The organism is Lysobacter firmicutimachus (assembly GCF_037027445.1).
In the GTDB taxonomy this organism is placed as follows: domain Bacteria; phylum Pseudomonadota; class Gammaproteobacteria; order Xanthomonadales; family Xanthomonadaceae; genus Lysobacter; species Lysobacter firmicutimachus.
Genome location: NZ_JBANDL010000002.1, coordinates 4,867,183 through 4,884,618, shown reverse-complemented (window position 1 = coordinate 4,884,618; position 17,436 = coordinate 4,867,183). Strand labels below are relative to the sequence as shown.

The following is a 17,436-nucleotide window of genomic DNA, read 5'->3' as shown; positions in this document are numbered from 1 at the left end:
AACGGGGGATGCATGGGTAGGGCCTCAGGCTTCAACGCGGTACGAGTCGTGGCGGCCCTGCTGGCCTGCCTGCTGATGGTCGGCTGCACGCGCACCACGCTGTACAGCCAGCTCGACGAGCAGCAGGCGAACGAACTGATGGCGGCGTTGCTGGACGCCGGCATCCCCGCCGAAAAAGACCCCTCGCCGAGTAAGACCGGCTGGGAGGTCATGGTCAATCGCGGCGATATCCCGTACGCGATGCAGGTGCTGAACTCGCGCGGCCTGCCGCGCGCCCAGTACCGCTCGCTCGGCGAGGTGTTCAAGAAGGAGGGCTTCGCCTCCTCCGCGCTGGAAGAGAAGGCGCGCTACCTCTACGGCCTGTCGCAGGAGCTGTCGCGCACGCTGTCGCGCATCGACGGCGTGGTCGAGGCGCGCGTCCACATCGCCCTGCCGGACCGCGATCCGCTCGGCGGCAACGTGCAGGACTCGTCGGCCTCGGTGCTGGTGTTCGAGCGTCCGGGGCAGAGCCTGCGCGACCGCGAGACCGACATCAAAGTCTTCGTCAAGGACAGCGTCGAGGGCCTGGACGACGTCAACAAGGTGACGGTGAAGTTCTTCACCGTGACCGCGCCGCCCAAGGTGCACCAGAGCGGCGGTCCGTTCGCGGCCGTGCTCGGTTCGATCGACCTCAGCGCGGTCATCATCGGCGGCGCGGTGCTGGTGCTGCTGGCCATCGCCGCGTTCTTCCTGGCCCGGCTGCGCTCGCGCTTCGGCGCCTCGGCCGAGCCGGTCAGCAACGCCCGCAGCGGGGTATGGAACGGATGAGCGCGACGGCGCTGAAGACGATCCTGGCCGAAGTCGATCCGAGCTGGATCGGCGTCGGCGAGGACGCGCTCGCGCCGGAACTGCTCGACCACGCGCGCGCCAGCGCGCTCGGCCGGCGCATGGTCGCGCGCTGGCTCGCCGCCGACGCGCCGGCGCTGCTGGCGCCGCAACCCGGCGACGGCTTCGGCGCCGCCGCGCGGCGTTGGCCGCGCTTGCGCATGAACCGGCTGGTGCGCGATCTGGGTGCGCTGGCCTATGCGCCGGCGATCCGTTCCGAAGTCCGGCGCGAACCGGTGCGCCGGCTCAAGCAGGCGCTGGACAACAGCTATCTGCTGGCGCTCGACAGCCTGGTCTGGGACGGCAAGGTCCAGGCCCAGCTCGGCGCCCAGTTGAGCGCCGAACTCGACGCGGCGCTGCGCGCCAGCGAAGACGATCACCTGCTGTTCGACCTGCTCGACCGCCGCGGCCGTACCGAGTTGCGGCTGTGGGCCGAGCGCCGCGACCCCGGCCTGGCCGACTGGTCGCGGCTGCTGCTGCCGCGCACCGCCCACGAGGCCGCTTCGAACCTGCGCGGGCACTTGCCGCCGGAAGCGGTCGAACGCCTCTACGCTCACCACGGCGCGCGTCCGCTCGCGGCCTGAGCCGCTGCGCGCCCTGTTCCGGAATCGCCATGCACGCCGACCCGCTCGCCTCCGTCGCCACGCCGTCCGCCGCTGCCGCTGCGGCGAGCGCTGCCGACGGCGCTCCGCGCCGGGTCCAGCCCGGACGCGGCGGCGCTACGGTGGCGGTGTTCGAGCGGCGCCAATTCGAGCGCGCGGTCGCCGGCACGGTAGTGCCGGCCAAGCAGTGGAACGCGATCGCCGAACTCGACCAGATGCTGGCCCGGGTCAATGCGCTGTACGCCGAGGCCGGCGAAGAAATCAAACAAGCGCGCGAGGCCGGCTACGCGGCCGGCTTCGCCGAAGGCCTGGCGCGCGCCCAGCAGCAGATGGCGCAGCAGCTGGCCGACCTCAACGAACGCCGCGCGCGGGTGCTGGCCGATGCCGGCAGCCGCGTCACCGAGCTGGCCTGCGCGATCGTTTCGCGCATCTCGCCCGACTTCGATGCGCGCAGCGTGGTGCCGCCGCTGGTGATGCACGCGGTCGAGGCGGCCCAGGCCGAACAATTCCTGCTGATCCGGGTCCATCCCAGCGTGCGCGAGGAAGTCGCCAAGGGCCTGGGACTGGTGCGCCAGGCGCACCCGGTGGTCGGCGTGATCGAACTGGTCGACGACGAAAGCCTGGACAAGCTCAGCTGCGTGGTGGTGTCCGAAGTCGGCGAAGTGCGCGCCGGCGTGGCCCAGCAGATCGAGGCGATCCGCCTGGCCCTGTCGGGCGCCGAGTACGGCGCCGAGCACGCGGAGCCGGCGCCGTGAACGCCGCGCACCGCGACGCGCGGAGCCGGCCGTGAGCAGCCTGCCGCGCCTGGTCCTGCAACCGGCGCCCGCGCCGGTGCCGCAGCAGGACCCGCTGATCGCCGCGCTGGCGCGGGTGCCCAAGGTGGTGCGCGTCGGCAAGGTCGCCGAGGCCTACGGCACCATGATCCGCGCCACCGGATTGAAGGCGATGATCGGCGAGCTGTGCGAGCTGCGCAGCCCACGCGACCGCCAGTTCCGTCTCGCCGCCGAAGTGGTCGGCGTGTCGCGCCAGTACACCTTGCTGACTCCGCTGGGCCCGCTCGACGGCGTCGCCCACGACACCGAAGTCGTCGCCACCGGCCGCCAGGCCTCGGTGCGCTGCGGCGACGGCCTGCTCGGCCGCATTCTCGACGCCAACGGCGAACCGCTCGACGGCCGCGGCGGGCTCGGCCCGACCGTGCAGGTGCCGATCTACGCCGCCTCGCCCAATCCGTTGGCGCGGCAGCTGATCGAGCGCCCCTTCGCCACCGGCGTGCGCGCGCTCGACACCCTCATCACCGCGGGCGTCGGCCAGCGCCTGGGCATCTTCGCCGTCGCCGGCGGCGGCAAGAGCACCTTGCTAGGCATGCTTGCGCGCGGCGGCGAGGCCGACGTCAACGTGATCGCCCTGGTCGGCGAGCGCGGCCGCGAGGTCAACGAATTCATCCACGACAACCTCGGCGAGGCCGGGTTGCAGAAATCGATCATCGTCGTCGCCACTTCCGACCGGCCGGCGCTGGAGCGCAGCCGCGCGGCGTGGGTCGCCACCGCCATCGCCGAGTACTTCCGCGACCGCGGCAAGCGGGTGATGTTGCTGGTCGACTCGGTGACCCGCTTCGCCCGCGCCCTGCGCGACGTCGGCCTGGCGATCGGCGAGCCGCCGGCGCGGCGCGGTTTTCCGCCGTCGGTGTTCAGCCAGATGCCGCGCCTGTTCGAGCGCGCCGGCAACAACGACAAAGGCAGCATCACCGCGTTCTACACCGTGCTGATGGAAGGCGAAGACGGCGACGACCCGGTCGCCGAGGAAGTGCGCTCGATCCTCGACGGCCACATCGTGCTGTCGCGCAAGCTGGCCGCCGCCTACCACTACCCGGCCATCGACGTGCTGGTCAGCCTCAGCCGCACCATGCCGCGGGTGGCCGACGAAGCCCACCAGCGCGCCGCCGGCCAGCTGCGCAAGTACCTGGCCAAGCACCAGGACATCGAGTTGCTGCTGCAGTTGGGCGAATACAAGCGCGGCAGCGATCCGGAGGCCGACATCGCGATCGAGAAGATCGGCCCGATCCGCAAGCTGCTGCAGCAGTCCTCCGCAGACCTGGCCGACTACAAGCAATCCATCGACGCCCTGCGCAGGTTGTTCGCATGAAGCGCTATCCCCTGCACACGCTGCTGCAGTTGCGCGCGCACCGGGTCGAGACGGCGCGCATGCTGGTGCTCGAACGCCAGCGCCAGGTGCAGGAGAAGAAAGACGCCTGCACCCGCATCCAGGGCGAGATCGACGCGATCCGCGACGAGCGCGCGGCGCAGCGCCTGCGCCTGATGGACCCGCCGCCGCCCGGCGTGCCCTGGCCGATGGCGATGTCGCAGCGCGAATCGCACATCGACCACCTCGGCGAACTCGGCGTCGCCGCCCAGCAGCGCCTGCAGGAAGCGCAGGGCAAGCTGCGCGAGGCCGAGGCGGCGCTGGACGAATCGCGCAAGGCGTTCTTCCGCGCCAAGGCGCGGCTGGACGCGCTGGAGAAACGCAAGGACCTGTGGCGCAAGGAACAGAACCTGCAACACCAGCGCCGCGAGGAAGCCCTGACCGCCGATCTGATGTTGGCCCAGCGCCAGCAGACGAACGGCCCCTTCTGAACCGAGGTCGCCATGAGCATGATCCGCAACAGCTCCTCGACGTCCGAATCCGATTCGGCCAAGCGCAACGAGGCCGCCGAACAGGCCAAGCAGCCGCGCGAACAGCCCCGCCAGCCGGCCGCGCCGGAGAGCGTCGACCAGTTCCGCAGCCTGATGCAGCAGCGCCAGGGCACGTTCGCCCAGTCCGGCGCGCAGAGCCAGGACGCCGCGCAGGACAGCGGCTTCGGTTTGCTGGAAGGCGAAGGCGAGGCCGCCGAGCAGACCAGCCAGCGCCTGATCGGCGATTCGGTGCGCGAGCGCGCCGCGACCAATACCGCGCGCCATCATGCGGTCGGCGAGCGCAGCCATGAGGAATCGCGCCAGGCCGGCGGCGACCGCGCCGACGCTTCGCTGCCGCCGGCCGAGGCGTCGGCGATGTGGCAGGCGCAGCTGGCGATGCGCGATGCCGCGACCCAGACCCAGCCCAGCCAACCGACCTCGAACGCAGCCGCGTTCGCCGACCTGGTCGAGCGCCACGTGCGTCAGCTCGCGGTCAGCGACGGCGGCGCCAGCGGCGACGACGGCCAGGTCCTGCTGCGCTTGTCCGACGACACCTTGCCGGGCACCGATCTGCTGCTGACCAAGACCGCCGAGGGCTGGCAGTTGCGCGCCGATGTGCGCTCGCGCTCCAGCTTCGATGCGATCCGCGAGGCCGGTCCCGAGCTGGCGCGCCGCTTCGCCGCGCGCAATCTCGGCCAGCTCAGCATCGATCCGCATTTCCACGGCTGACCGCGAACGACTCGCGCCGCGCGCCTTCGCCGGCGCGCGGCAGGAGACCGCCATGGCCCCGTCCACGCTCCTCTCTACCCGCGCCGCTGCGTTGCGGCGCCGCCCGTTGCGGCTCGGCCTGGCCGCGACGCTATGGCTGGCCGGCACCTGGGTCGTGGCGGCGCAGGACAACGCGCCGCTGATCGACGGCGTCGGCGCGTACACCCATTCGCAGATCATGCGCCACCGCGACGATGCCGAGCCCGGCCGTCGCGAGGCGCGCCCGCGCGCCCGCGGCCAGCAAGCGCCCGCACGCGGCGGCGCGACGCTGGACAGCCTCGACTTCGCTCCGCGGCCGGCCGTGTCGGCCGCGCTCAACGCCGCCTTCGCCGACAGCCTGACCGGCCGTCGCCCCAGCCTCGACAGCGAGGTGTTGCGCGACATCGACGATGCGTTCGAGCGCCATCCGCAATTCCGTCGATTGCTGGCGCAACAGATCGGCGGCGACGACCGCGGCCGGGTGCTGCAGGCGCTGCAGTCCGGCCGCCTGCAGGCGCAGTTCGGCCAACGGTTGCAGGCGCACGGCTATTCCGCGCGCAACTTCGGCGACGTGCTCAACGCTTTCATGATTTACGGTTGGACCTTGGCCAACGACGGCGCGCGCAGCGACCACGATGCCGCGTTCTCGGGGTTGCGCGCGCGCTTGGCCGACAGCCTGGCGCGCGGGCAGAAGCTGACCTCGATGCGACCGCAACAACTGCAGGAAGCGGCCGAGCTGTACGGCCTGGTCGCGACCTTGGCCGGCGCCGCCTGGCAGAACGCGCGCAGCCCGGCCGAGCGCGCCAGCGTGCGCGACGGCATGGCCGCGATCGGACGTACGGTCGGCATCGATTTTCGCACCGTCGCTTTGCGCGACGGCGGTTTCGCGCCGAAGCGCTGAGCGGCGCCGGGGCGCTGGCGCGCACCGGCGCGCAGACCCTGGGGGCGGCCCGAGGATTCGCCGCCGCGCGCGCCTGGCGATACTGCGCGGTCGCGGCGGAAATCCGCACCGCGTCGAAGATCGGCGCGGGTGCGCTTCCGATGCGGCGCGGACGCGTTGTCTACTGGTTCCGTTCGAACAGGTTTCGTTTTCACCATCAGTTGCGACAGGAGAGTCCGATGTCCCAGCCCTTCACCCCGACCCAGGAGCAGCGCGATCAAATGGTCGCCGACTTCGAGGCCCTGCTGCGCGAGCAGTCCGGCATCGACGCGGCCGATCGCGACGCGCTGATGCACCACTTCACCCGCGCCCTCGACGAGGCCAAGCCGGACGAGGTCGCCGACCCGCAGGCGCTGATGGCCAACCTCAGCCAGACCCTGGACGTGCTGCAGGAGAGCCGGGTGATCCAGGCCGGCGACCGCGACGGGCTGAGCAAGGCCTTCGCCGAGCCGCTCAACAACCCGACCGTCAAGCGCGCGCTCGAGTTCGCCCAGCGCCGCCAGCGCGACGGCGAGGACAAGGCCCTGCAGTGGCTGCAGGCGCAGGCCGACGGCGAGACCTCGGCGGCCGCGAACGGCAACGGCGGCGGCGGCGCGCCGCCGGCGCCGCCGGCCGGTTTGCCGTCGTCGCTGGGCGCCAAGCGCCCGGTCAAGACCTATCGCTGAACCCGGCGCGGCGCGGAGCGTGAGAGCCCTCACATTCCGCGCCCCGCGGCCTGCATTCCCCTAGGGAACGCCCCAGCTGTACAGGCTTCGGCCCGGGCCGATAATTCACCCACCCAGTCATTCAATCCCGCTTCCGCACCGAAACGCGACAAGCGGCTGATATCGCCCAATCACCAGGAGAGTGTCATGTCGGACATCAATGCCTCGTACGCTCAGTTTTCGCAGCAGCAGATGGTCGATAGCGCCGGCGTCGACGAGACCGGCGGTTCCAAGCGCGGCGGCCGCGCGGGCGCCGCAGGCGGCTGGCTGGTGGCATTCGCCACCGCGATGGGCAAGCTGATCGAAAAGGCTGGCGAAGCGCTCATGAACAAGGCCGAGGCCATCGGCGACAAGCCGACCGCGGCCGACTCGACCGAGCTGACCGTGCAGAGCCAGATGTACTCGATGTTCATCAACGCCGTCAGCACCGCGCTGAAGACCATGGGCGAAGCCCAGGGCGCGATGGCCAAGCGCAACTAAGCGCCGGCCGCAACCGACTCCGAGTCGCGCGAACGCCGGGCCTTCGGGCCCGGCGTTTTCGTTTGTGGGGCTGGGAACGGGGAACGGTCGGGCGCTTGCGCGGCACAGGGTGAGCAGCGCCATCGAAGGGTAGGAGCGGCGCGAGCCGCGACCCAGGGACGCGCAGCCATCGCCTCGCGGCCGCGACCCATCGCCTGTAGGAGCGGCGTAAGCCGCGACAGGGGCGCGCAGGCGCTTCATGAAACGGCGCCATCGACCCAAGCGCCGCCCCCCACCGAGGGCTCCGCCCGTCTCAGTGCCGGCCACTGGGCGGGCCGCTCCAGCGGATAATCTCAGGTGCGCTTCAACCGCGTTTGTTCAACCGCCGCCCCAGCAGCCACGCGCCCGCGGCGACGACTACGCCGATCATCAGCGCACCGCCGCCACCGGCGGTGGCGACGCGGTCGCTGACCAGTTCGCCGGTCGGCAGCAACATGATCAGCGCCGTCGCCAGGCAGGCGTAGGCGACCACGGTCAACACCCAGAACAGCCACTGCAGCGCGCGCAGCACTTCGCGGTTGGGCTCTTTCTCGTGCGTCGGACGATGCACGCCGCCTCGCCCGAGCGCCCACAGCCAATAGGTCAGCGAGGCCGCATCCACGCGCGCGCCGCGGCCCAGCGGGCGCCGCATCGGGCCGTCGCCGACGTACGCGCCGCCGTTCAGCGCGCTGTCGCCGCGCAGCAGCTGCACGCGATCGGTGAGGGCGGTCGGCAGGCCGCGCGGGTCGTTGGCCGAGGTGTTCACGGTCAGCGGGATCACGTTCGGCGCGGTCGCGTTTTCGGTATGCGGCGCGGCGGCGTTGGCGGCGACCGCGGCCGGCGGCTGGCCGAGCTTCTGCATCATCGCCAGTTGGTTGAGCAGGCTCTGCTGCGCGGCCAAGGACTCACCGTGCGCCATCGCCGCCATCGGCGCGGCCGGCACTGCGTTGGCATGCGCCGGCGGCAGGGCCAGCGCCGGCGTCGCGGCCTGCGCCTGGCTTGCGGCCTGGGCACTGGCGACCGGAGTCGGCAGCGCAGCGACCTGGTTCGGCGCCGCCTGCAGCGCGTTCGCGTTCGCCGGCACGGCGTCGGCGCGGTTCATCGCCGCCGGCGAGGCGGCGAAGCTGCTCAGGGCGCGCTCGGACAGGGTCGGCGGCGGGTACTGGGTGGATTGATTGAACGCCTGCGCCGACGTCGCGCCGTGCGCCGACTGGCCGGGCAGCAGCCGGCTGGGGTAGGCGGCGATCTGGTCGTCGATCGGCGAACCCGAACTGACCACGTTCGGCGTGTTGTGGCTGGACGTAGGGGGCGTGTCGGGCGTGGCCGGGGTCGTGCCCGAAGGCGAGGGCGCGTTGCCGGCGTTGTTGTGGTCGCTGCCGTGATGGTTGCCGTTGTCGACATGGCCGCCCGGATTCGGACCGCCGTCGTGCGGCTTGGCCAGCCCGGGCGGCAGACCGCCGTCCAGGCCCGGCGGGCCGCCGTTGCCGTGCCCGTGGCCGTGACCGCCCAGGCCCAGGGGATCGGGCAAGCCGTTGGGCCCTCCCAGGCCGGGCAGGGTCGGTCGGTTGCCGCCTCCGAACAAGTTTGGCAGCCCGAAGCCCATGGGCCTTCTCCCAGCGAAAATCCCGCACCGGCGAGGTGCGCGTATGCAGACGCTAATCCTCCGCTGCCACGGGGGCATCCTCGGGACGACCCTAGGTGGCGGTGCGGTGCAAGCCGGCTCGGCGCCGGGCTTTGCTCTTGGGGCGGCCGAGGCGATGCAGTCAAAAGCAAATCCTCCCTCGTCCCCCTTTTTCAAAGGGAGCAATGGCGACACGGCGCAGTCGGAGCCGCACCGTGTCCATGCTCTCGATCGACTCCCGACTCCCGACTCCCGACTCCCGACTCCCAACCAAACGTGGCAACCCAGGCTGCTTGCGCTTGCAAAGCATCTTGTTGCCGTCCCGCACCGGGCGCAGACTGTGCGTGCGGTCTCTACGTCGCGATGCAATGTCGCGATGCGATCGCAGCCGCACCGTCTGTCTTACTCCCAACTCCAGGACCATTAGATGAGCCGACTGCCCGGCCTCGATCTGCTGCGCGCGATCGCGATCGTTTGGGTGATGTTTTTCCATGCCGCCGGAGCCGGACTCGGCTCGCCGTTCATGCCGATGTCGCAGTTCGGCTGGATGGGCGTGGATCTGTTCTTCGTTCTCAGCGGCTATCTGATCGGCTGGCAGGTGCTGCGGCCCTTGAGCCGCGGCGAGCCGTTGGCGTTCGGCGATTTCTATCTGCGGCGCGCGCTGCGCGTGCTGCCGGCGTTCTGGGTGGTGCTGGCCTTGTATCTGTGGCTGCCGGCGTTTCGCGAGCGGCCGGGCATGCAGCCGGCGTGGCAGTTCCTCAGCTTCGGCGTCAATCTGTTGATCGACTACCGGCACAACAAGGCGTTCTCGCATGCCTGGTCGTTGTGCGTGGAAGAGCATTTCTATCTGCTGTTCCCGGCCTTGGCCTGGCTGACGACGCGGCGGGCGGCAGGATGGAAGACAGGGTTGCTGGCCGCATTGCTGATCGGCGGCGGCATGGCGCTGCGTGCCGCCGTCTGGCAGGCGAGCGCGAACGACGGTGCCGATGCCTGGGTCGAACGCATCTATTACCCGACCTGGATGCGCCTGGACGGCCTGTTCGCCGGCGTGCTGCTGGCGGCGCTGCGCGCGTACCGGCCGGCAGCCTGGCAGGCCTTGCAGCGCCGCGCCGGCGGCTTGGTCGTGCTGGGACTGGGGCTGGTCGCTGCGGCGATCTGGTTGTCGCGCGAACGTCTGGGGCTGCAGGCGTCGGTGTTCGGTTTTCCGGTGCTGTCGTGGGGCCTGGCGTTGCTGGTCGTGGCGGGCAGCGCCGAGCAGCGCTGGACCGGGCGCCTGCGCGTGCCGGGCGCCGCGTGGTTGGCGGCCGCCTCGTTCAGCCTCTACCTGACCCACAAGGCGGTGTTCGGCATGGTGTCGCGCGCCTACGGCGACGCCCTGGAGGCGCACGGCCCACTGGCGTTCGCGGTCTATGCCGGCAGCGCCCTGCTCGCCGGCGCCGCGCTGCATTACCTGGTCGAGCGACCGGGCTTGCGCCTGCGCGAACGTTGGCGGGCGCCGGCGCCCACCGCGACCGCCGATCCGGCCTGAGCGGCGGGTGTCGCGAGGGCCACCGCCGATGTCCGTTGCCGTCCCTCCCGCCTACCGCCCGTCTGCTCGAAGCTTTGCTATTGTGAGCGTCATCACTTTATCGACAGGCCGTTCCTGACCTAAGGTGGGGAAAGCAGCGCGTTCCCACGTTCGAACTCGGGAGGGCCGCGGAAGCGGACGCCGGACCACGGATGGACGGCGATCGGGCTGCGGTAGAGCGTCCATGCGCCCCCAGCATGGACTGGTGTTGCCAAGGCCGCTCCCTGGACGGCCGACAGCGTGGCGGGTTGCGGCCTGCCGTTGCGGAGGGGAAGTGAGATGCACCGAACTCGAGCCGAACTCGACGGCGACTTGTGCCAGCTGCGCGCGGCGTTGCCGCTGTGGCGCCGGCATTGGCGCGACGACGAAGTGTTCTGGAGCCGCGTCGACAGTCTGGTCGAACGCCTGCTGACGGTGACGCCGCGTCCGGAGCGCGGTCATGTCGTCTCGCACATCAATCACATCCTGGCCTCGCAGGGGCTGGAGCACGCACCCTACGAATGAGCCGTGCGCCGCGTGCGCGGCCGGCAAGAAAGCCCGGGCGCGCGATGCGGTCCGGCCGATGCATCGGCCGGCTCCTGGCTGTTCTTTCGCGAGGCCCCGGGTGCAGCGGAGCCGCTCGAGCGGCTGCCCAGGCCTGTCGGCCGATCGCCGATGTCGCGCCGCCGGCGCCCTCCTGCATCGCAGCCCCCCGAGCGCGACTTGGCGCGCCATGGCCGCGCGAGCGCGAGACCGGGCGGTCGGGGGGGTTGGCCGAGTCGGATGCGCTGCGCAGCGCCGTCGATGCGTCGCGGTGCGGGCGCGGCTGCGATCGGTACAGGCCGAACAGGGCGCCCGAGCGTGGACGACGGCGGGGCGAAGTCGTCCGAGGGCGCGACCGAGCGCTGATGCAGGCCAAAGTCATGACGACGGCGGCTTGACACCCTTTTGGTGCAGGCTTATCAACGACTCGGCTATTTAACCTTCCGGTTCAGCGACATGTCCGTGGATTCGCTCAGCACCACTTTTGCGGCCCTGGCCGATCCGACCCGGCGCGCGATCCTGGCGCGCCTGGCGCAAGGCGAGGCCGGCGTGACCGAGCTGGCCGAACCGTTCCAGATGAGCCTGCCGGCGATTTCCAAGCACATCAAAGTCCTGGAGCGCGCCGGACTGATCGCGCGCGGCCGCGAGGCGCAGTGGCGACCGTGCCGCCTGGAACCGGCCCGGCTGCAGGAGATCTCCGGTTGGCTGGATCGGTATCGCGCGTTCTGGGATCAGCGGCTGGACCGGCTCGACGATTACCTGCAGCAATGGCAGAAGACGAGCGGCGCACGCGATGGTCGCGATGCCGGTTGAGCGGGGCATGGGCCGCCCGCGCGCGCGCGCGGCAGCCGGTCGCGGCATGGGCCTCGTGCATGCCTGATGCCGGCGACCGCAAGCGCGGGCCGGTGCCGCCGCCGGTGCCGTGCTGCGGGCTGCCCAGCCCGCTGGCCAATGCGATCCGCCGCACCGTCGCCTTGCCCAGGCCGACCGCAGCGCCCGTCCCATCGAAGCCGCGCCGCCGCCCAGCGTAGGCGCAACGGAGGCCGCGACCCCGGGACGCGCAGAGAACCCAACGCCGACGCCATCGATCGAAGCCCGAAACCGTCGTGGGTAGGAGCGGCGCAAGCCGCAACCGCCATCCTTCACTCTCGCCGCGTCTTTGCCCTTTGCCCCTTGTAGGAGCGGCGTAAGCCGCGACCGCACCCTTTCGGCCTCGCGGCGTCTGTCGTTCGCAGGTCTGTGAAGCTTCAAAGCTATAAGGCGCAAAGCCAAGCTTCCGTCCGCAAGCGGCCGGGTCACTTTCTTTGTCCAAGGCGACAACGTCCTACTGGATTTCCTACGGTCAAAAGTAACCAAAGAAAACGCCATGGCGGTTTCGAATCAAGAGCCACTATGGGATGTAGCTTGCGCAGGGCTGCTCCGCACCGGCCCTCCCTGGCTTGGCTGCGCACGGCCCGCCTCCCTGCGGGCCGCCCTCCGGGGCTTGAGGGCGTTCTCGCGAGTTCGATGCGGCGCCAGGCTCTTCACGGCAACGGCAACGGCAACGGCAACGGCAACAGCAACAGCAACAGCAACAGCAACGCGTTGCGTCTTCGGCCGGCGATCCGGCAACCGGGCAACTTCGGCAAACGCGCGCGCTGCGTTACCGGACACCGGTCCGGTTCGTTGCCGGCGGCAGCGATTAAGGTCGAAGCGAGCGCTCCGGTTCGACAAGCGCCGGCATGGGCCGGGCTTCGTCTGCGCTCGCGTGGACCTCCACGCGCCGATCCCCCAAGGTCGGCGCGCTTGTTCGCGGTCCGTCCACCCGCGGTGCGACGGGCCGCGATTTTTTTCCGTGCCGGTCTGTCGATCCGGCCGTTGCCCGTTCGTCGTCCCTGTAAGCGCCCGGTTCCGGGCCCTGCCTGCCAGGAGACGACGATGAAATTCATGCTGATAGTGAAGGCCGACCCGGACAGCGAATCGGGCCGGCAGCCGGAGCCGGCGCTGTCGCAGGCGATGGACGCCTACAACCAGGCCTTGGTCCGCGCCGGGGTGTTGCTCGCCGCCGAGGGCCTGCGCCCCAGCGCGCAGGGCGCGCGCGTGCACTTCGACGGCGCCGAGCGTCGGGTGGTCGCCGGTCCGTTTCCCGAAACCGAGCAATTGGTGGCCGGTTTCTGGCTGATCCAGGCGCGTTCGCTGGAAGAAGCGATCGAATGGGTCAAGCGCGTGCCCAACCCCGACGGCCTGCGCTCGCAGATCGAGATTCGCCGCGTGTTCGACCAGATCGATTTCGCGCCCGAACCGGACGCGGAGCCGCAACGCCCCGAGCCGCGTCCGCGCGACGCCGGCGCCGCCCGCGCTCATTGAACCGCCGGCGCATGCGGCCGTTGCTGTCGATCCTGCTGCACGGCGCCGCGCCGGCCCTGCCACCGCCCAGCCCCTCACCTTTACGGAAACCCGCCACCATGCAACTGAGCACCTATCTCTCGTTCGACGGCGACTGCCGCGAAGCCTTCGAGTTCTACGCCCGCACGCTCGGCGGCGAGGTCGTCGCGATGATGACCTTCGCCGACAACCCCGGCTGCGAGGAGATCGGCCCGGAAGAGCGCAACAAGGTCATGCACGCCTGCTACCGGCTCGACGGGTTCGAGCTGATGGGCACCGACGCCACGGCGCTCTATCCCTATCGCGGCGTGACCGGCGCGCATGTGGCCCTGGGGCTGAGCGACGTCGCCGAAGCCGAACGCATCTTCGCCGCGCTGGCCGACGGCGGCACCGTGCAGATGCCGCTGCAACAGACCTTCTGGGCGCAGCGCTACGGCATCGTCGCCGACCGCTTCGGCGTACCGTGGATGATCAACTGCGCCGAAGCGCCCTGCGTGGCTTGAGCCGCAAGGGCCGAACGGCGCTTGCGCGGACGCACGCGAGGTGGTCTGATCGGTCGCCGTGACGGCCACCTCTTCCCATCTCGGCGCGACCCATCGCGCCATCGACGCAGTCTGGCGCATCGAGTCGGCCAAGGTCATCGCCGGCCTGACCCGCATGGTGCGCGACGTCGGCCTGGCCGAGGAACTGGCCCAGGACGCGTTGGTGTCCGCGCTGGAGCGCTGGCCGGAGACCGGCGTGCCGGACAATCCCGGCGCCTGGCTGATGCAGACCGCCAAGCATCGCGCGATCGACCGCCTGCGGCGCAAGAAACTGCTCGACCGCAAGCACGAGGAGATCGGGCGCGAGATCGAAGCCGGCCAGGACGAGATCGAAGAGGCGTTCTTCGACCGGCTCGACGACGACATCGGCGACGACTTGCTGCGCCTGGTGTTCATCTCCTGCCATCCGGTGCTGTCGACCGAGGCCCGCGTCGCTCTGACCCTGCGCCTGCTCGGCGGTTTGACCACCGACGAGATCGCGCGCGCCTTCCTCGCCGCCGAGCCGACTATCGCCCAGCGCATCGTCCGCGCCAAGCGCACCCTGGCCGACGCCCAGGTGCCGTTCGAAGTGCCGCGCGGCGAGGAGCTGGAGCAGCGTCTGGCATCGGTGCTGGAGGTGATCTACCTGGTCTTTAACGAGGGCTACTCGGCCACCGCCGGCGACGACTGGATGCGGCCGGGATTGTGCGAAGACGCCTTGCGCCTGGGCCGCATCCTCGCCGGTTTGATGCCCAGGGCGGCCGAGGTCCATGGCCTGGTCGCGCTGATGGAAATCCAGGCCTCGCGCGCCAAGGCGCGCACCGGCCCGGACGGGCAGCCGATCCTGCTGCTGGAACAGGACCGCACGCGCTGGGACCGAATCCAGATCCAGCGCGGCCTGGATGCGCTGGAGCGCGCGGCACGCCTGTCCGACGGCAATGGTCCGTACACGCTGCAGGCGGCGATCGCCGCCTGCCATGCGCGCGCGCCGACCGCGCAGGACACGCCGTGGCCGCGCATCGCCGCGCTGTACCAGCGGCTGGCCTTGCTGACGCCGTCGCCGGTGATCGAACTCAACCGCGCGGTGGCGTTGTCGATGGCGTTCGGGCCGGCGGTCGGTCTGCAACTGGCCGACAGCCTGCTCGAAGAGCCGGCGATGAAGCAGTACCACCTGCTGCCGAGCGTGCGCGGCGACCTGTTGCTCAAGCTCGGCCGGCGCGAGGAGGCGCGCGCCGAGTTCGAGCGTGCCGCGGCGTTGACCCGCAACGCGCGCGAGCGCGAGCTGCTGCTCGCCCGCGCCGCCGAGATCGGTCCGGCCTAGCCGTCGCCATCCTGTAGGAGCGGCGTAAGCCGCGACCGCCATCTTGCCCGCTCGCCGCGTCTTTGTCTTGCCCCCTGTAGGAGCGGCGCAAGTCGCGACCGCGCTCTAGCGATCTCGCGGCGTCTGTTATTCGCAGGTCTCTGAAGCTTCAAAGCTTCAAAGCCAAGCTTCCGTCCGCAAGCGGCCGGGTCACTTTCTTTGTCCAAGGCGACAAAGAAAGTAACCAAAGAAAACGCCATGGCTGTTTAGAGTCAAAAGCCGCGATGGGACGTAGCCTGCGCGGGGCTGCTCCGCACAGGCCATCCCTGGCCTGGCTGCGCACGGCCCGCATCCCTGCGGGCCGCCCTCCGGGGCGTCATGGCGTTCTTGCGAGATCGATGCGGCGCCAAGCTCATTACGGCAACGGCAACGGCAACGGCAACGGCAATGTCTCCGGCGTCGCTGCTGCGTGGGTAGGAGCGGCGCAAGCCGCGACCCCGTTGTTGCGGTCTCGCGCCGTCATGCCGTCAACGCGTTGATCCAGCGATGGGCGGCAAGGCGCTACTGCTAAGCGCGCATCGCTCCCAGAATCATCGCCGTCATGGTCGCGGCGGCGTCCGCTTCGGCGATGCGGCCGTGGGTCATCTCGCGCGACAGCGCGTCGCCGGCGCCGACGATGGCGACGCAGCGGCGTTGCAGCTCCTCGTCGTCGAACTTGGCATACGGCGCCAGCAAGCCGCGGTAGAACGCGACATAGCCTTCGAGCAGCTCCTGCTGTACCCGTTCCATCTCTTCGTCGCCCTTCAGCGCGGCGAAGATCGCGTGGTACTCCGGGCCCGCCGTGCGGAAGCAGCTCATGTAGGACTCGCCGATCAGCCGCGCGACGTCGCCCAGGCGCTTGGGTGCGCGCTCGAAGGCCTGGGCCTGGATCGCGCACTGGCGCTCGTCGATCTGCCGGTACAACGCGATCAGCAGCCCCGCACGGGTGCCGAAGTGTTCGTAGGCGATCGGCTTGCTGACCCCGGCGCGCTCGGCGAGGTAGCCGAGGGTGAGGGCGTCGCTGCCTTGTTCGCGGACGATGTTCATCGCCGTGTCCAGCAATTGCTCGCGGCGATCGGCCTTGGGCAGGCGCCGGGCCGGGGCGGGGGTGTCGCTCATGGAACGCAGTCTCTCGTGTGGCGTGGGCTTGACAGTGCGGGGAAAGCGTATCTTACTGTTGGTAAGTTACCAATCGTAGCTTGCGTCCGCGCCTTTCGGCCGACGCCGCTGCCCAACCACAGGATGTCACCATGAACGCTGCTTCGCTCGCTCCCGTCCTCATCGCCGGCGGTTCCGGCATCGTCGGCCGCCACGTCGCGCGCGCCCTGCGCCGCCTGCATCCCGGCTTGCCGCTGGCCATCGGCGGCCGCGACCCGGACAAGGCCGCGGCCGCCGCGACCGAGCTCGGCCAAGCCGCGCCGGTCCGGATCGATCTCGACCGGGCCGACCTCGGCCTCGACCCGGCCGGCCGTTACTCCGCGGTGGTGACCATGCTCAAGGACGAAGGACTGAACACGCTCAAATACGCGCTGCGTCAAGGCTTGCCTTACCTCAGCACCTCCAACGGTTCCTTCGAGATGGCGCCGGAAGTGGCCCTGCATCTGCGCCATCCGCAACGCGCGCCGATCCTGCTCGCCAGCCATTGGCTGGCCGGCGCGGCGACCCTGCCTGCGCTGCACTACGCACGCGAGTTCGACCGGGTCGAGCGGATCGAGATCTCGGCCCTGCTCGACGAACTCGACATGGGCGGGCCGGCCGCGGCGGCCGACTACGAGCGCCTGACCAGCGCCGCGGCGGCACAGATTCTCGAACGAGGCCGTTGGCGCTGGGTGCGCGGTCGCGACGCCGAACGCGACATCGTCAGCGTCGACGGCACCGTGCTGCCGGCCAGCGCGTACTCGCCGATGGACGTGGTCAGCCTGGCCGCCGCGACCGACGCGCATTCGGTGCGCCTGGACCTGGCCCTGGCCGAAACGGCCAGCCGGCGTCGCGGCGAAGCCTACTCGACCGAGATCGCGATCGACCTGCACGGCCGCGACCGCCATGGCGCGCCGCTGCATCGTCGCCACGAACTGGTGCATCCGCAAGGCCAGGCGCCGCTGACCGGTCTGGGCATCGCGCTCGGCGTCGAACGCCTGCTCGGCCTCGCCGGCGGCGCCGCTCCGGCGCCGGGCCTGTACACCCCGGACCTGCTGCTCGATCCGGCGCAATGGCTGCGGCGCTATCGCGAATTCGGCGGCCAGGACCGCGAGGTCGCGAGGCCGGCGGCTGCGGCGTGATCGCTGGCAGCGACGCGCGGTAGCGCGCCTGCATAGAGCGGCGCGAGCGGCGATCAGCCCAAGAGGCGTCCGCAAACGCCTTCGCCGCAGCCGACGCCCTTCGGTCGCGGCCAGCAGCGCTGGCCGCGGGCGGCTTCGAGTGGCGGCGTGGCCTTGTTTCGCTGCGGTGGGTCGCGGCTGACACCGCTCCTGCAGACGG

At 70.6% G+C, this 17,436-nt stretch carries 18 protein-coding genes; 16 read left to right on the top strand and 2 right to left on the bottom strand.

Annotation, left to right across the window (positions count from 1 at the left end; all coding sequences use genetic code 11):
- Window positions 1-12 precede the first annotated feature (12 nt).
- From sctJ to V2J18_RS21070, 9 genes are all read left to right on the top strand, one after another.
- Complete coding sequence (gene sctJ, locus V2J18_RS21110; RefSeq protein ID WP_075575117.1) at window positions 13-807, top strand: type III secretion system inner membrane ring lipoprotein SctJ; 795 nt, start codon at window positions 13-15, stop codon at window positions 805-807.
- Window positions 804-1,448 carry a hypothetical protein gene (locus tag V2J18_RS21105; RefSeq protein WP_336132807.1) on the top strand — a complete coding sequence of 215 codons (645 nt, stop codon included), beginning with the start codon at window positions 804-806 and terminating at the stop codon, window positions 1,446-1,448. The genes sctJ and V2J18_RS21105 overlap by 4 nt, the downstream gene beginning before the upstream one ends.
- A 29-nt stretch (window positions 1,449-1,477) precedes the next feature.
- Window positions 1,478-2,221, top strand: a complete 744-nt coding sequence (locus V2J18_RS21100) for a FliH/SctL family protein (protein WP_064748025.1) — start codon at window positions 1,478-1,480, stop codon at window positions 2,219-2,221.
- Window positions 2,222-2,252: 31 nt separating this feature from the next.
- On the top strand, window positions 2,253-3,608 hold the full coding sequence (locus tag V2J18_RS21095) for a FliI/YscN family ATPase (RefSeq protein WP_315851264.1): 1,356 nt from the start codon (window positions 2,253-2,255) through the stop codon (window positions 3,606-3,608).
- Window positions 3,605-4,096: a hypothetical protein gene (locus V2J18_RS21090; protein ID WP_064748026.1), complete on the top strand. Its 492-nt coding sequence runs from the start codon at window positions 3,605-3,607 to the stop codon at window positions 4,094-4,096. Before V2J18_RS21095 ends, V2J18_RS21090 begins: the two co-directional genes overlap by 4 nt.
- Before the next feature lie 12 nt (window positions 4,097-4,108).
- A complete protein-coding gene (locus V2J18_RS21085) occupies window positions 4,109-4,864 on the top strand; it encodes a hypothetical protein (RefSeq protein ID WP_064748027.1) in 756 nt (251 codons plus the stop codon).
- Between the two features lie 52 nt (window positions 4,865-4,916).
- A complete protein-coding gene (locus V2J18_RS21080) occupies window positions 4,917-5,783 on the top strand; it encodes a hypothetical protein (RefSeq protein WP_336132806.1) in 867 nt (288 codons plus the stop codon).
- A gap of 218 nt (window positions 5,784-6,001) precedes the next feature.
- Window positions 6,002-6,487 (top strand): hypothetical protein, encoded by a 486-nt coding sequence (locus V2J18_RS21075; RefSeq protein ID WP_336132805.1) that lies wholly within the window; start codon window positions 6,002-6,004, stop codon window positions 6,485-6,487.
- A 186-nt stretch (window positions 6,488-6,673) separates the two neighbouring features.
- Window positions 6,674-7,006, top strand: a complete 333-nt coding sequence (locus tag V2J18_RS21070; protein WP_064748030.1) for a hypothetical protein — start codon at window positions 6,674-6,676, stop codon at window positions 7,004-7,006.
- A 343-nt stretch (window positions 7,007-7,349) separates the two neighbouring features.
- Here the strand turns inward: V2J18_RS21070 and V2J18_RS21065 are convergent, their stop codons facing one another.
- Window positions 7,350-8,552, bottom strand: a complete 1,203-nt coding sequence (locus V2J18_RS21065) for a hypothetical protein (protein WP_336132804.1) — start codon at window positions 8,550-8,552, stop codon at window positions 7,350-7,352.
- A 520-nt stretch (window positions 8,553-9,072) separates the two neighbouring features.
- Here V2J18_RS21065 and V2J18_RS21060 point away from each other — a divergent pair.
- The 6 genes from V2J18_RS21060 (at window position 9,073) to V2J18_RS21035 (ending at window position 14,940) form a co-directional block, all read left to right on the top strand.
- On the top strand, window positions 9,073-10,173 hold the full coding sequence (locus V2J18_RS21060) for an acyltransferase family protein (RefSeq protein ID WP_336132803.1): 1,101 nt from the start codon (window positions 9,073-9,075) through the stop codon (window positions 10,171-10,173).
- 318 nt (window positions 10,174-10,491) lie between these two features.
- Window positions 10,492-10,716, top strand: a complete 225-nt coding sequence (locus V2J18_RS21055; RefSeq protein ID WP_064748800.1) for a hypothetical protein — start codon at window positions 10,492-10,494, stop codon at window positions 10,714-10,716.
- Between the two features lie 474 nt (window positions 10,717-11,190).
- A complete protein-coding gene (locus tag V2J18_RS21050; RefSeq protein ID WP_064748799.1) occupies window positions 11,191-11,547 on the top strand; it encodes an ArsR/SmtB family transcription factor in 357 nt (118 codons plus the stop codon).
- Between the two features lie 1,104 nt (window positions 11,548-12,651).
- Window positions 12,652-13,080 carry a YciI family protein gene (locus V2J18_RS21045; RefSeq protein ID WP_064748809.1) on the top strand — a complete coding sequence of 143 codons (429 nt, stop codon included), beginning with the start codon at window positions 12,652-12,654 and terminating at the stop codon, window positions 13,078-13,080.
- A 98-nt stretch (window positions 13,081-13,178) separates the two neighbouring features.
- Window positions 13,179-13,601, top strand: coding sequence for a VOC family protein (locus V2J18_RS21040; RefSeq protein ID WP_064748810.1), 423 nt, complete (start codon window positions 13,179-13,181; stop codon window positions 13,599-13,601).
- Window positions 13,602-13,659: 58 nt separating this feature from the next.
- The gene (locus tag V2J18_RS21035) at window positions 13,660-14,940 is read left to right on the top strand and encodes an RNA polymerase sigma factor (RefSeq protein WP_336132802.1); all 1,281 of its coding nucleotides are present in this window, start codon (window positions 13,660-13,662) and stop codon (window positions 14,938-14,940) included.
- A 546-nt stretch (window positions 14,941-15,486) separates the two neighbouring features.
- Here the strand turns inward: V2J18_RS21035 and V2J18_RS21030 are convergent.
- On the bottom strand, window positions 15,487-16,077 hold the full coding sequence (locus V2J18_RS21030; RefSeq protein WP_064749631.1) for a TetR/AcrR family transcriptional regulator: 591 nt from the start codon (window positions 16,075-16,077) through the stop codon (window positions 15,487-15,489).
- Between the two features lie 131 nt (window positions 16,078-16,208).
- Between V2J18_RS21030 and V2J18_RS21025 the strand changes: the two genes are divergently transcribed.
- Window positions 16,209-17,237, top strand: a complete 1,029-nt coding sequence (locus tag V2J18_RS21025) for a hypothetical protein (RefSeq protein ID WP_336132800.1) — start codon at window positions 16,209-16,211, stop codon at window positions 17,235-17,237.
- Window positions 17,238-17,436 lie beyond the last annotated feature (199 nt).